Source organism: Inquilinus sp. CA228 (assembly GCF_052078665.1).
Taxonomy (GTDB): domain Bacteria; phylum Pseudomonadota; class Alphaproteobacteria; order DSM-16000; family Inquilinaceae; genus Inquilinus.
The window spans coordinates 15,062-29,106 of record NZ_JBQJIK010000017.1 but is presented as its reverse complement, the minus strand read 5'-3'; the positions used below and the strand labels follow the sequence as shown (position 1 = coordinate 29,106).

Annotated in this window: 10 protein-coding genes; 5 read left to right on the top strand and 5 right to left on the bottom strand. The window is 68.4% G+C overall.

Annotated features, from left to right (window positions below; genetic code table 11):
- Window positions 1-33 precede the first annotated feature (33 nt).
- Window positions 34-990, top strand: a complete 957-nt coding sequence (gene speB, locus ACTOWL_RS10440; protein ID WP_441321159.1) for an agmatinase — start codon at window positions 34-36, stop codon at window positions 988-990.
- Window positions 991-999: 9 nt separating this feature from the next.
- Here the strand turns inward: speB and ACTOWL_RS10435 are convergent, their stop codons facing one another.
- A complete protein-coding gene (locus tag ACTOWL_RS10435; RefSeq protein ID WP_441321158.1) occupies window positions 1,000-1,191 on the bottom strand; it encodes a hypothetical protein in 192 nt (63 codons plus the stop codon).
- A 212-nt stretch (window positions 1,192-1,403) separates the two neighbouring features.
- Here ACTOWL_RS10435 and ACTOWL_RS10430 point away from each other — a divergent pair, with 212 nt between their 5' ends.
- The gene (locus tag ACTOWL_RS10430) at window positions 1,404-2,420 is read left to right on the top strand and encodes an LLM class flavin-dependent oxidoreductase (RefSeq protein ID WP_441321157.1); all 1,017 of its coding nucleotides are present in this window, start codon (window positions 1,404-1,406) and stop codon (window positions 2,418-2,420) included.
- Window positions 2,421-2,531: 111 nt separating this feature from the next.
- Window positions 2,532-3,785, top strand: a complete 1,254-nt coding sequence (locus ACTOWL_RS10425; protein ID WP_441321156.1) for an Hsp70 family protein — start codon at window positions 2,532-2,534, stop codon at window positions 3,783-3,785.
- Window positions 3,786-3,961: 176 nt separating this feature from the next.
- Here ACTOWL_RS10425 and ACTOWL_RS10420 read toward each other — a convergent pair whose 3' ends face one another.
- The 4 genes from ACTOWL_RS10420 to ACTOWL_RS10405 form a co-directional block, all read right to left on the bottom strand.
- Window positions 3,962-4,540 (bottom strand): cytochrome b, encoded by a 579-nt coding sequence (locus ACTOWL_RS10420; protein ID WP_441321155.1) that lies wholly within the window; start codon window positions 4,538-4,540, stop codon window positions 3,962-3,964.
- Window positions 4,537-7,719, bottom strand: coding sequence for an efflux RND transporter permease subunit (locus ACTOWL_RS10415; RefSeq protein WP_441321154.1), 3,183 nt, complete (start codon window positions 7,717-7,719; stop codon window positions 4,537-4,539). Before ACTOWL_RS10415 ends, ACTOWL_RS10420 begins: the two co-directional genes overlap by 4 nt.
- A gap of 10 nt (window positions 7,720-7,729) precedes the next feature.
- Entirely contained in the window at window positions 7,730-8,920 is a 1,191-nt protein-coding gene (locus tag ACTOWL_RS10410; RefSeq protein ID WP_441321153.1) for an efflux RND transporter periplasmic adaptor subunit, read from the bottom strand.
- A gap of 159 nt (window positions 8,921-9,079) precedes the next feature.
- Entirely contained in the window at window positions 9,080-9,244 is a 165-nt protein-coding gene (locus ACTOWL_RS10405; protein ID WP_441321152.1) for a hypothetical protein, read from the bottom strand.
- 507 nt (window positions 9,245-9,751) lie between these two features.
- Between ACTOWL_RS10405 and ACTOWL_RS10400 the strand changes: the two genes are divergently transcribed.
- Together ACTOWL_RS10400 and ACTOWL_RS10395 are read left to right on the top strand one after the other, a co-directional pair.
- Window positions 9,752-9,994 (top strand): hypothetical protein, encoded by a 243-nt coding sequence (locus tag ACTOWL_RS10400; RefSeq protein ID WP_441321151.1) that lies wholly within the window; start codon window positions 9,752-9,754, stop codon window positions 9,992-9,994.
- Window positions 9,994-13,770 (top strand): hypothetical protein, encoded by a 3,777-nt coding sequence (locus tag ACTOWL_RS10395; RefSeq protein ID WP_441321150.1) that lies wholly within the window; start codon window positions 9,994-9,996, stop codon window positions 13,768-13,770. The genes ACTOWL_RS10400 and ACTOWL_RS10395 overlap by 1 nt, the downstream gene beginning before the upstream one ends.
- Window positions 13,771-14,045 lie beyond the last annotated feature (275 nt).

The window sequence follows — 14,045 nt, the reverse complement described above, 5'->3', positions numbered from 1 at the left end:
GGGGCGGGCGGGGATGATCGGGAGGTGGGCTTGGTGGGCAAGTTCGAGCCGCTGGATTCGGGCCAGGTGCCGCGCTTCGCCGGCATCCCGACCTTCATGCGCCTGCCGGTGGCGACGCCGGCCGAGGTCGACATCGCCCTGGTCGGCGTGCCGTTCGACGGCGGCGTCACCAACCGCGCCGGGGCCCGGCACGGCCCGCGCGAGCTGCGCAACCAGTCCAGCCTGATGCGCCGGGTGCACCACGTCACCGGCGTCTCGCCCTACGACCTGGCGCGGGTCGGCGATTGCGGCGACGCCCCGGTCGACCCGATCAACCTGGCAAAGTCGCTGGAGTCGATCGCCGGCTTCTACGCCGATCTGCGCGAGGCCGGCGCGGTGCCGGTCTCGGCCGGCGGCGACCATCTGGTGTCGCTGCCGATCCTGCGCGGCCTGGCCACGGGCCACCCGGTCGGGCTGATTCAGTTCGACGCCCACTCCGACACGTATGACAGCTTCTTCGGCAACCCCTACAACCACGGCACGCCGTTCCGCCGGGCCATCGAGGAGGGGCTGGTCGACCCGAAGCGGATGGTCCAGATCGGGCTGCGCGGCTCGATCTCCGATGCCGGCAACTATGACTTCGCCAAGGCCTGCGGCATCCGCATGGTCTTCATCGAGGAGTTCGACCGCCGCGGCCCCGACGACGTGATGGACGAGGCGCTGGAGATCCTCGGCGCCGGGCCCGTCTATGCGACCTTCGACATCGATGCGATCGACCCCTCGATGGCGCCGGGCACCGGCACGCCGGAGATCGGCGGCATCACCACCCGCGAGGCGCAGCGCATGGTGCGCCGCCTGGCCGGGCTGGACCTGGTCGGCGCCGACCTGGTCGAGGTCGCGCCGCCCTTCGATCCGTCGGGCCTGACCGCCGTGACCGGGGCGACCCTGATGTTCGAACTGCTCTGCGCGGTCGCGCCGGGCGTGGCGGCGCGCCGCGGGGCAGGGGCCTGACGCCCCCGATCAGGACCGGCCGATGCGGGGCTTCAGCCAGACCAGGATCCTGGCCGAACGGTCGCCGACGCAGTGGAAGTCGCGCGCCGCGGCCGACCGCGCCGCGAAGGCGGCGGCCTGCTCCACCGATTGCCGCTGCTCGCGCGGCAGTGTCATCCAATCCCGGATGATCGCGCGGCGCGGGGCATGTTCTGGCTTCATCTCTGTCACTCCTACGGTTCCAGGGCGGCGGCTGTCCTACCCGCAGAGGCCGTAAAGATTGAATTCGGGACTTTGCGCCCGGCCCGAGTCTCGCCCGTGTCCACAGCCGTCGGGCGTCCACTGCGGGTGACCGCCATGCGGCCGGCGCAGCCGTGCCGGATCGCCTCGCGCCTTGAACCGGGGCCGCGGCCGCCAAAGTTCAGGAGATGACATTGCCGCTCTCGGTCCTCGACCTCGCGCCGATCGCCTCCGGCTCCCAGCCCGGCCAGGCCGTCCGCAACTCGCTCGATCTTGCCCGGCTGACCGATCGGCTGGGCTTCACCCGCTACTGGGTGGCCGAGCACCACTCGATCCCCGGCGTCGCCTCGACCGCGCCGGAGGTGCTGATCGGCCATGTCGCCCAGGTGACGCAGCGGATCCGCGTCGGTTCCGGCGGGGTGATGCTGCCGAACCACGCGCCGCTGCGGGTGGTCGAGGCCTTCAAGATGCTGGAATCGCTGCATCCGGGCCGGATCGACCTCGGCCTCGGCCGCGCTCCGGGCTCGGACCAGCTGACGGCGCTGGCGATGCGCCGGTCGCGCGACGCCCTCGTCGCCGACGACTTCACCGAGCAATTTGCCGAGATGCGCGCCTTCGCCGACGGCACCTTCCCGGCGGACCACGCTTTCCGGGCCGTCCGAGCGGTGCCGGAGGATGTGCCGCTGCCGCCGGTCTGGATGCTCGGTTCCAGCGATTTCGGCGCCCGCTTCGCCGCCCATATCGGCGTCGGCTTCGCCTTCGCCCATCATTTCAGCCCGCAATACACCATGCCGGCGATGCATCTGTACCGGACGAACTTCCAGCCCTCGCCGGCGATGCAGGCACCGCATTCGATCTTGACCGTCTCGGTCTACTGCGCCGAGGACGCGGCGGAGGCCGAGCGGCTGGCGGCGCCGCACCAGCTGTCCTGGGTGCGGCTGCGCAGCAACCGGCCAAGCCCGCTGCCGAGCCCGGAGGAGGCGCTGTCCTACCCCTACACGCCGGAGGAGAAGCGCGTCGCCGAGACCTCGCGCCGCAACCAGATCGTCGGCACGCCGGAGACGGTGAAGGCCGAGATCGAGCGCCTGGCCGGCGAGACCGTGGCCAGCGAGGTGATGATCACCAGCATGATCCACGACCACGCCGCCCGGCTGCGCAGCTACGAGCTGGTGGCGGAGGCGTTCGACCTGCAGGGCACCGCGACGGCGTGACGCCGCCGCGGCCCCTTCCCCTCGATCTCCACATGCGCTAAAAGCGCCGCCCTTTCCCAGCCCCGTCCGACCGGACCCGGGGCTTTTCGGCGTTGCGCGGCGGAGGCGGAGATGGCGGTCTGCGGCCTGGATTTCGGCACCTCGAACTCGACCCTCGGCATCGTCGATTCGCAGGGCGCGCGGCTGTTGCCGCTCGAGGACTCGGCGACCACGCTGCCCAGCGCCATCTGGTTCGACCTGGTCGGCGGCGCGCCGCGCTTCGGCCGTTCGGCCATCGACTCCTATGTCGACAGCCTGGACGGGCGGCTGATGCGCTCGATCAAATCCGTGCTCGGCACGCCGCTAATCGAGGAGGACACCTGGGTCGGGCGCGAGCGCATCGGCTTCAAGCAGGTGATCGGGATCTTCCTGGCCGAGATGAAGGCGCGCGCCGAGGCCGCCTGCGGCCATGCGCTGGAGCGGGTGGTGCATGGCCGGCCGGTGCATTTCGTCGATGACGACCCGGCCGGCGACCGCGCCGCCCAGGATACGCTGCAGGGGATCGCGCGCGAGGCCGGTTTCGCCGAGGTGTCCTTCGAATACGAGCCGATCGCCGCCGCGCGCGCCTATGAGGCCGGGCTGGACCGGGAGGAGGTGGCCCTGATCGTCGACATCGGCGGCGGCACCTCCGACATCTCGATCGTCCGGCTGGGGCCGCTGCGCAAGGCGCTGCCGGAGCGGGCGGCCGACATCCTGGCCAATGACGGCATCCGGCTGGGCGGCACCGATGTCGACCGGCTGTTCAGCCTGGCCACGGTGATGCCGGCGCTGGGCCTGGGCACCAAGATGAAGCGCCAGGGTGCGGTGGCGCCCAGCCGCTACTTCCACATGCTGGCGACCTGGAGCCGGATCAACGCGCTCTACGCCCCCAAGGTGGTGGCGGAGGTGCGCGACGTGCGCCGGGAATCGCGCGATCCCCAGAAATTCGACCGGCTGCTGCGGGTGCTGGAGGGCAATCTCGGCCACAGCCTGGCGCTGCGGGTCGAGGCGGCGAAGATCACGCTCGGCAGCCAGGACCCGACTGTGATCGACCTGCGCCTGGTCGAGCCCAAGCTCGGGCTGCGCGCCGGCCGGGCGGTGCTGGATGCGGCGATCGGCGACGCCGTCGCCCGGCTGTCGGCGCTGATCCGGCGCTGCATCCAGGCGGCCGGCCTCACCCCGGACCGGCTCGACGCCGTGTTCCTGACCGGCGGCTCGGCCCTGTTGCCGGCCTTCCGCGCAGCGGCGCTGGCCGAGGCGCCGGCCGCCCGGGTGGTGGAGGGGGACAGCTTCGGCGCGGTCGGGGTCGGCCTGGCGATCGAGGCGCGGCGCCGGTATGGGCCCTGAGGTCCGGGGTCATTCCAGCAGTCCTCGAGATCGACTCTCCGGTTCCTCTCCGTCATGGCGAGCCCCGAAGGGGCGTGGCCATCCAGGGCCGCTCGCACCGGCCCCTGGATGGCCACGTCGCTTCGCTCCTCGCCATGACGGATCAATAGTTCGAAGGTCAGTTTGAAGTCGACCGATTACCCGCCGGTCTGCTCCGGCAGCATCCGGTCCAGCGTGCCGTCGCGTCGGACGGCGACGTGCCAGACCGCCGCGGCGATGTGCAGGGCGACGAGGGCGTAAAGCGCCCATTGCCCCGCCCAATGCACGGTGCTGCCGATCCGCCAGATCGCGTCGGTCGCCGGGGTCAGCAGCGGCACCTCGAACAGGCCGAAATACGGGATGGCGCGGCCGCGGCCGGCGGACATCAGATAGCCGCTGAGCGGCATCGCCAGCAGGACCAGGTACAGCAGCCAATGGCTCGCCGTGGCCGCCATCGACTCCCAGGCCGCCCACCGTGCCGTGGGCGGCGGCGGGTGGATCGCCCGCCAGACCAGCCGAACGGCGGTCAGGCCCAGGATCGTCAGCCCGACCGATTTGTGCAGCATGACCACGGTGGCGCGCGAGGCGTCGCCGTTCGGCAGGCTTTCCATCACCCAGGCCAGGACCAGGACGGCGAGCATCAGCGCCGCGGAGACCCAGTGCAGCCATTGCGCCGGGGTGGTGTAGCGCCCGGTGGCGGCCCTGGGCGCGGCGGCGGTCATCACATCCGTGCTCATTCACGGCCCTCCTGCAGCGACGGCACGGCGGCGCGGCCGGCCAGGCGCCCGGCCGCCTGCTCCAGCCCGCGGCAGGCGACATAGAAGGCGGGGGTGAAGATCAGGCCGAAGGCGGTGACGCCGATCATCCCGAAGAACACCACCACGCCCAGCGACTGGCGCATCTCCGCCCCGGCGCCGGTGGCCAGCACCAGCGGCACCACGCCCAGGATGAAGGCCAGCGAGGTCATCACGATCGGCCGCAGCCGCACCCGCGCCGCCTCGATCGCGGCCGCGAACCGGTCGGCGCCCGCCGCCTCGGCCTGGCGCGCGAACTCGACGATCAGGATCGCGTTCTTGGCGGCCAGCCCGATCAGCACCACGAAGCCGATCTGCGCCAGGATGTTGACGTCCATGGCGGCGGCCAGGAGGCCGGTCAGCGCCGCCAGCAGGCACATCGGCACGATCAGGACCACCGACAGCGGCAGGGTCCAGCTTTCGTACAGCGCCGCCAGCAGCAGGAAGACGAACACCGCCGAGGCCGCGAAGATCAGCAGGGCGCTGGTGTCGGCCAGCCGCTCCTGCAGCGCCACCTCGGTCCATTCGAAGCCGTAGCCGTCGGGCAGGGCCTCGGCCGCGATCTGCTCCATCCGGTCCAGCGCGGTGCCGGTGGAGACGCCGGCCGCCGCGGCGCCCTGGACCTCGGCCGCGGGGTACAGGTTGTAGCGCGGGATGCGGTAGGCGCCGGCCCGCTCCTCGAAGGTCGCGACCGACCCGATCGGCACCATGGCGCCGGAGTCGCTGCGGGTCTTCAGCCCCTCCAGCGCCGCCGGGTCCTGGCGGAACCGGGCGTCGGCCTGGGCCCGGACCTGGAAGGTGCGGCCCAGCAGGTTGAAGTCGTTCACATAGGCCGAGCCGAGATAGATCTCGAGCGTCTCGAACACCCGGGATGCGGGCACGCCCAGCATCTCCGCCTTCACCCGGTCGATATCGGCGTACAGCTTCGGCGTCGCCGTGTTGAACGGGCTGAACACATTGGCGAATTCGGGCGACTGGCCGGCCGCGGCCACGACCTGGCGCACCGCCGCCTCCAGCTCCTCCGGCGTGCCGCCGGCCAGGTCCTCGACCATCAGCTTGAAGCCGCCGGTGTTGCCCATGCCGCGGACCGAGGGCGGCTTGATCGGGATCACCCGCGCCTCCGGCACATCGGCCAGGCGGGCGGTCAGGTCGGCGATGATCCGGTCGACGGTCTGGCCGCGCCCCGCCCGCGCCTCATAGGGCTCGAGGATGGCGAAGACGACGCCGCTGTTCGACGCGTTGGTGAAGGTGGCGCCGTCCAGCCCGGCGATCGAGACCGTGTGGGCCACGCCCGGGGTCGCGTCCAGCCGGTCGGAGACGGCCTTCATCGCCAGGTCGGTGCGGACCAGGGCGGCGCCGGGCGGCAGCTGCACCGCGGTCAGGAAATAGCCCTGGTCCATCACCGGGATGAAGCCGGTCGGTGCCCGGCTGAACTGCCAGCCGGTCAGGCCCAGCAGCCCGGCATAGGCGACCAGCATCAGCAGGCCGACGCGCAGCAGCCGGCGGGTCAACCCGCCATAGCCGAGCGACAGCCGGTCGAAGCCGGCATTGAAGCCGCGGGCGCCGGCGGCCAGGCCGCGCAGCAACGGGTTGCGCGGTCTGGCGGCGTGATCGCTGTGCGGCCGCAGCAGCAGGGCGCACAGGGCCGGGCTCAGGGTCAGCGACACGAAGGCGGAGATCGCGGTGGCCGCGGCGATGGTCACCGCGAACTGGCGGAAGAACCGGCCGGAGATGCCGGACATCATCGCCGCCGGCACGAACACCGCGCACAGCACCAGGGCGATGGCGATCAGCGCGCCGCTGATCTCCTCCATCGATTTGTGCGCCGCCTGCTTCGGCGACAGGCCGGCGCGCAGGTGCCGCTCGACATTCTCGACCACCACGATGGCGTCGTCGACGACGATGCCGATGGCCAGCACCAGCCCGAGCAGGGACAGATTGTTCAGCGAATAGCCCAGCCCGGCCATCACGGCGAAGGTGCCGATCAGCGAGATCGGGATCGCCAGGATCGGGATGATCGCCGCCCGCCAGCTGTGCAGGAACAGGATCACCACCAGCACGACCAGCGCGATGGCCTCGAGGATCGCCTTGTAGACCTCGCTGACCGACTCGGCGATGAACCGGGTCGGGTTGAACGGGATGGCGTAGTCGACGCCGGCCGGCAGGCTGCGGCCCAGCTGCGCCATCGCCGCGACCACGCGGTCGGCCGTCTCCAGCGCGTTCGACCCGGGCTGCTGGAACACCTGGATCGGCTGCGAGATGCGCCCGTCGAACAGGGCGCCGCCGCGGAAGCTCTGCGCCGTCAGCTCGACCCGGGCAAGGTCGCGGATCCGGGTGACGCGGCCATCGGCGTCGGTCTTGACGATGATGTTCTCGAACTCGGCGGGGTCGGACAGGCGCCCCAGCGTCTCGACATTCAGCTCGAAGGCGCCGTCGGACGCCACCGGCGGCTGGTTCACCACGCCGGCCGCGACCTGGACGTTCTGGGCCCGCAAAGCCGCCAGCACCTCGCCGGCGGTCAGGTTGCGGGCGGCCACCGCGTCGGGGTCGAGCCAGACCTGGATGGCATAGTCGCGGGCCGTGGGCATGCGGACGTCGCCGACGCCGTCGACCCGCAGCAGCGCGTCGCGGATCCGCAGCGTGGCGTAGTTCGAGAGGTAAAGCGGCGCGCGCGAGCCATCCGGCGAGAACAGCTGCACCACCAGCAGGATGTCCGGCGACGATTTCCGCACCGTCACGCCGAGGCGGCGGACCTCCTCCGGCAGCCGCGGCTCGGCCACCGCCACCCGGTTCTGCACCAGCACCTGCGCCTCGTCGAGGTCGGTGCCGAGGGTGAAGGTGACGGTGATGCTGAGCTGGCCGTCGCCGGTGGACTGCGACGACATGTACAGCATGTTCTCGACGCCGTTGATCTCCTGCTCGATCGGCACGGCGACGGTGCTGCTGACCACCTCCGCCGAGGCGCCGGGATACTGGGCGCGGACGACGACGGTGGGCGGCGTGATCTCGGGGTACTGGGCCAGCGGCAGGGTGAGATAGCCGGCGATGCCGATCAGGACGATCAGGACGGACATCACCGTCGCCAGGATCGGCCGCTCGATGCAGAGATGGGGCAGGCGCATGGTCGTCGGCTCAGTTGATCAGCGCGGTGGCGGCCGGCGCGATCTCGCCGGGCTGCGGCGCCACCTTCTGGCCGGCGCGGGCGCGCAGCAGGCCGTTGATCACCACCCGGTCCTGCGGCCGCAGCCCGCTTTCGACCACGCGCAGGCCGCCCGGCAGGCGAGCGCCGAGGCGGACCGGCGTGGCCCGCAGCGTGTCGTCCTCGGCCACCGTCATGACGATGCGGCTGGCCTGGTCGGTCAGCAGCGCCGTCTCCGGCACCAGCAGGGCGTCGCGCTCGCCGGACGATGCCAGGCGCAGCCGGCCGAACTGGCCGGGGGTGATGAACAGGTCGGCATTGGCCAGCACGGCGCGGGCGCGGATGGTGCCGGCGCCGCTCTCCAGCCGGTTGTCGACGAAGCTCATCGTGCCCTGATAGGGCCAGCCCTCATCGTCCTGCAGCCGCACCTCGATCGGCACGTCGCGGTCCCGGATCGGCCGCAGGTCGCCCGACTTCACCGCTCGCTCATAGGCGACGAAGTCGCGCTCGCTCATGTCGAAGACGAAGTAGATCGGGTCGAGCGCGACCAAGGTGGTCAGCAGGGTGCCGGTGTCGGACACCAGGCTGCCGGCATCGACCCGCCGGTTCGACACCCGGCCGCTGATCGGCGCCTTGATCTCGGTGAAGTCGAGGTCCAGCTGCGCCCGGGTCAGCCCGGCCTGGGCCAGCTCGAAGGCGGCGTCGGCCCCCTGCTTCTGCTGCCGGCGCTGGTCCAGCGTGGAGCGCGAGACGGCGGCGGTGCCGGCCAGCTGCTCGGCCCGGCGCAGCTCCAGATCGGACAGGTCGCGCTGCGCCCGGGCGCTGGACAGCTGCGCCTGGGCCTCGGCGACCGCGGCCTGGTAGGGGCGGGGGTCGATGGTGAACAGGGTCTGGCCGGCCTGCACGATGTGGCCGTCCTCGAAGCCGATCGTCTGCAGGTAGCCGGAGACCCGGGCGCGGATCTCGACGCTCGCGGTCGGCTCGAACCGGCCCGCATATTCCCGCTGGTCGACCACCCGCCGCAGCAGCGGCGGCGACACGATCACGCTGGGGGCCGGCCGCATGGCCGCCTGGGCCGGCGTCGCCGCGGTGCTCCGCGACGCCTGCCATCCCAGCCCGGCCAGCCCGCCGACCAGGGCCAGTGCCACAACTCCCGCCAACGTCCGAATCACCGGGCGTCCCATGCCTGCGCTCCATATGGCCTGGAGCGCAGAGTGCGGGCCGGTTGTCTCGGAACTGTGTCGGGGCCGGTCGGGGATTGTCGCGAATTGTCTCAGGAATGCTGCATCGCACAATTTGATACGAAGCGGGCCGGATGTTCCGCATCCGGCCCGCCGTTTCGGTCAGCTGCAGAAGTTCGGCTGGTATTGGTAGACCCATTGGGTCTTGGTGGTCGGGTTGGTCGACACCCAGCCGGTCATGCCGCGGATGGTGTCGAACATCAGCTTCGAGCGCTGGTCGACCTTGTCGGTGAAGTCGCCGTCCTTGTCCTCGACCTTGAACGACACCTCGGCGCTGGCGACGGTCGACGACCCGTTAGCGTACCACAGGGTCAGGTCGAATTCGGCGTCCTGCTGGCCCAGGTCGCTCTGCGGCCCGTCATAGGTGCGCTCGGTGATCGACAGGGCCCCGACGATGCTCAGCGCCTCCTGCTTCGGCAGGTTCAGCGACTTGGTCGGGGGGAACAGGTCGACGACGTCGTCGAGGATGTTCAGGTTCTTGGTCGCCGACAGCGGCTCGGTGGTCGAGTGCGAGTAGACCCATTTGAACGGCGGGGTGATGTCCGCCTCCAGCTTGGTCTCGGCGTCGTCGTCGCTGCCGCTGACATCGGTGTTGGCCGCGGCCGACTGGCTGTCGGATCGGAACTTCAGGTTGGTCTTCCGTTTTTTTTGTGTATCAATGGCTTAGGGGTTACAAACCGAAAAAGGGCTCTCAGGAGAACTCAAGGGCTCTCGCGGCGAGTTACAAACCCTAGAGGCCGGAACTGGCCGTTCTCGCCTGGATCTTCGCCCGTCATGTCGTCGCCGGAAATCGAGCTCGAAGGCGAGTTCGTCGTCCTCGCCGCGCCGATCCTCCGCTCGGATGGTCCGCCGACCGCGTTCGATCCTGTGTCGCCTCGAAGCGTTGCTAGCCTCGATCCTCCAGAGGCTGTCGGCGGTCGGCGCCGTTCCGCCACGATGGAGAGCAGCGAGCCGACGACTGTTTTCAAGCTGGCAGGTACTTTCCAATCGGACGCCGAAGCGACTATGTTCCTGTGATGTTCGACATCACTGGCGATGATATCGCCCGCCTTTCCGACGCCGATCTTCGCACCCTGGTAACCCGGCTCGCCTTGGCTGAACTGGCGACGCAAGGTCTTCCCAGAGCGGCAGTCACTGCAGGTGGGCACCAGGATGCCAAGGACGGGGGCATCGACGTACACGTCGAGGTAGAGGGCACGCTTCCTGCACCCGATTTCATCCCGCGATCGACCACGGGGTTTCAAGTCAAGAAGCCGGACATGCAACCCAAGGCCATCCGCCAGGAGATGCGCCCGAAAGGCACGCTACGAGAGGCGATCGGCGAACTGGCCGCAAAGCATGGCGCCTATATCCTCGTGAGCGGACACGGATCTGTCTCCCGCCTCGCCCTTACCAACCGCCGCCGCGCGATGCGTGCCTCACTCTCCGATTGTCCCGACGCCGACAAACTACACACCGATTTCTACGATCGCGCCCGGCTGGCAAATTGGGCGAACCACTTTCCGGGCGCTGCCGCCTGGGTACGTGCCCGGACCGGCCGCATCCTTTCGGGATGGCGTCCGATCGGCAACTGGGCCGGAGCCGATATCGCCGACGACCAAGGCTATCTCGTCGGCGACGATGCACTGCTCGCCGACGAGCAGTCCCGAGATAGTGAGACGCTCGCGATCCCCGCAGGACTCGACCGTTTGCGCGCGATACTGTCGTCTCCCCGTAAAAGTGTTCGACTGATTGGCATGTCGGGCGTCGGCAAGACCCGCTTCGTCCAGGCCCTGTTTGAAGCCGGCGTTGGAAGCGCCTTGCCGCTCGACCCGGCGCTTTCGGTGTACACGGACTATTCGGAAGATATTGCGCCGTCCGCGCGGGAAATGGCCCGACAGCTGGTCGACACCGGACATCGCGCAATCCTCATCGTCGACAACTGCAACCCCGCAATCCACGCGGAGCTTGCAACGATCTGCACCGCGCTAGCGAGCCGGGTTAGCCTGCTCACGGTCGAATATGACGTGCGTGACGACGAGCCCGAGCGGACGGATGTCTTCCGGCTTGCCAGCACGTCGAGCGGCGTGATCGAGGACTGGATCAAGCGCAGCTTCCCTCACGTGTCACAGATCGATCGCAAGACAATTGCTGACTTCAGCAACGGCAATTTCCGCGTAGCGCGCGCGCTCGCAGAGACGCTGAAGCGGGGCGAGACGCTCGGGCGCCTGCGCAACCAGGAGCTGTTCGAGCGGATCTTCGTCCAGCGCAACGTTCGCGATGGCCAGCTGCTTCACAATGCTGAAATTCTGGCACTGGTTTATTCGTTCGATGGCGAAACCGAAGGACCGGAAGGTGAGCTCGCCATTCTCGCCGCTTTCGCCGGCCGTAGTGTGCGGGATCTGTTCGGCTCGGTCGCTGAGCTCCGCCGCCGAGGTGTCATTCAGTCGCGGGGGCGCTGGCGGGCCGTCCTGCCGCAAGCGATTGCCAACTGGCTTGCGGCCGGCGCGCTCGCTCGAATTCCGCCGGGCGAACTCGATACGTTCTGCCGCACCCTGCCGATGCGCATGATCAAGTCCTTGTCGCGGCGCCTCGGATATCTGCACGACTGCGGTGAAGCGCGCGCGGTTGTCGCGCGCTGGCTTAGACCGGATGGACCTTTCGGCAACCTATTCGAGCTGGGCGGAGCTGGGCTTGAGATCCTCCACAACATCGCGCCTGCCTTGCCCGACATGGTGCTCGAGTCGATATTGGCCCAGATCGACGGGCCCGACGGCACGAGGATCGTCTCGACGGACAATGCGTTGCGAGGACGCTGGATCGCGCTCGTGAAGGCCCTTGCCTACGACCCGGAAATGTTTCGTAAGTCCGCGCGGCTGCTCGCGCGTTTCGTGGCGGCGGAGCCGGCCGATCTCAGCTTCAAGGAGGCCAGAGAAGCGTTCGAAGAGTTGTTCCACCTCTATTTCTCGGGCACGAGGGCGAGCCCAGATCAGCGTCGTGGCCTTGTCCGAGAGCTCATGGACAGCGCCGCGTCTGACCAGCGTGTCGCCGGGGAGATGGCGCTCGGTGCCCTGGTCAAGTCGTCTCACTTCTCATCAAGTGCCACCTTTGATTTCGGCGCGCGCTCGCGTGACTTCGGCTGGCACCCGGCCACCCGACGCGACATCGTCGACTGGTTCGACGGCGCGATCGACCTTGCCCTGAGCGTTTCGGACCGATTTGAGAACGTTCAGGCAATAGTCGGCCGAGAAGTTCGCGGACTGTGGCTGAACGAGTCGTGCCGAGACACCATCGAGCGCGCCGCCCGGCACTTTCTACAATCGGGAAGCTGGGTCGACGGATGGATCGGGCTTCGCGCGACACTACGCTTCGACGGGAGTGGCATGGCCGAGGAGGCTCGCTTGCGTCTGGTCGACTTAATCGAGGCCGTGAAGCCGGTCGATCTCCTTGATCGTGCGCGGGCGTTGGTGCTGTCGCGACACTCCGGTGGTTATGATGTCGCCGACGGCGACGACGACGACGAACCGGTAAAAGGGTGGCATAGAGCATCCGAAGCGGCGGTCGACATTGGGATGGCTTTCGCGGCAGACGAAACGCTGTTGAAGGTGTTCCTGCCCGAGGTCCTGCGCCAGAACCCGCCGGAACGCGCCTATGAGTTTGGGCAGGGCTTGGCCCGAGGTACCGTCGATCTCGGCAGGTCGTGGCGTGTCCTGTCTGACGCGTATAGCGCTGCCGCAGCCACCGAGCGCAACGCAACCGCGCTAGGCGGCTTCCTCGCCGAAGCCCAGAAACGTGATGCGCCGTTCGCGGATGCGGCACTAGAAGCAGCCATAGACAACCCGGATCTGGTGCCGCGCCTTCCCTATCTCCAGGGGCGGGTGGCACTTGAGGCACACGGTCTCGATCGGCTGGAACGTGCGACGAAGCGCGGACTGATTGACGCGTGGGCATTCGGCTGTCTTGCTTCCGGTGTGATCCGCGATGCGCCGGCAGAGTCGCTGATCGCCATGCTCGATGCGCTTGCCGCTATCGAGAACGGCGTCCGCGAAGCGCTCGATATTCTCTATATGCGTCTCGACTGCGCGAGGAGCGATGGCCTGGAGGTTCCCGCGAAGCTCATCGCTTATGGCCGCGACCTGCTCAAGCGCATGGACTTCACCGATCTCCAGGTTACGCGCGACTACGGTCTCGGCAAGATTGTGAGTCTGTGCCTCAATGGACCCGAGGCGCGCGAGCACGCACAATTCGTCTGCGCGCGACTCCGCGATGCGCTCGAAGCGCGCCGGGCGAGCGCACATGCCGCACGTTACCTGCTAAATGCACTGTTTGAGATGCAACCCGAGGTCGCGCTGGATTGCTTTCTCGCCAGACGCCCGTCGGGGCGCAGCCAGCGCTTGTTCAAGCACGGTTCCGCACTCGACTCACCGGTCGAGAATGTCGAAGCCGAGACGCTCTGCGCTTGGGCTGATCGTGACCCAGATATGCGCTACCCGCAGCTTGGCGAAAGCCTTTCGATCTTCATGACCCAGAACCAGGAAAATGTGACCGATCTGTCTCCACTGTTCCTCAAGGTACTGGCCCGCGCGCCCGACAAGGCGATGTTCCTCGGTAGCCCCTTTGACCGTCTCCACCCAAATGGCTGGAGCGGTTCTCTCGCACACCAACTTGAGCAGCGCAAAACTCATCTTGCCAAGCTCGCCGACTTTCCGGACGCGATCGTCGACGCGTGGTTGAATGACAGTATGCGGCTGATCGATGATTGGATCGCGCGTGAACGCGAGAGCGAGAAAGCAGACGAGGGAAGCTTCGAGTGACGGAACGATAGTGTCGTGCCGCAATTAGCATGGCCAAGCTCCTTTCCCACGGCATTGGCCAAACCCATCACTTTGCGGGGTGCTCTACTCGAACCTCCACGCGATGGGGCCGCTTTCCGGCGCGGATGGGTCGCGGGGAATGTCCGCTTTCGGGGAGTTCAGGAAGGGGCCGAACGTCTGCAAAGGGGACGGAGGCGGCGTTCTCAATCCCGCCGCCTTATCGTAACCGCTTGATTTTGCTCAATTCGAAAAATACGCATTTTTGTTTCACGTGA

Bases quoted from the DNA above. Each gene is read 5' to 3' on its own strand.
- ACTOWL_RS10400 (WP_441321151.1), top strand. From the start codon at position 9,752: ATGTCGTCGCCGGAAATCGAGCTCGAAGGCGAGTTCGTCGTCCTCGCC.
- ACTOWL_RS10410 (WP_441321153.1), bottom strand. From the start codon at position 8,920: ATGGGACGCCCGGTGATTCGGACGTTGGCGGGAGTTGTGGCACTGGCC.
- ACTOWL_RS10395 (WP_441321150.1), top strand. From the start codon at position 9,994: ATGTTCGACATCACTGGCGATGATATCGCCCGCCTTTCCGACGCCGAT.
- ACTOWL_RS10420 (WP_441321155.1), bottom strand. From the start codon at position 4,540: ATGAGCACGGATGTGATGACCGCCGCCGCGCCCAGGGCCGCCACCGGG.
- ACTOWL_RS10425 (WP_441321156.1), top strand. From the start codon at position 2,532: ATGGCGGTCTGCGGCCTGGATTTCGGCACCTCGAACTCGACCCTCGGC.
- ACTOWL_RS10415 (WP_441321154.1), bottom strand. From the start codon at position 7,719: ATGCGCCTGCCCCATCTCTGCATCGAGCGGCCGATCCTGGCGACGGTG.
- ACTOWL_RS10435 (WP_441321158.1), bottom strand. From the start codon at position 1,191: ATGAAGCCAGAACATGCCCCGCGCCGCGCGATCATCCGGGATTGGATG.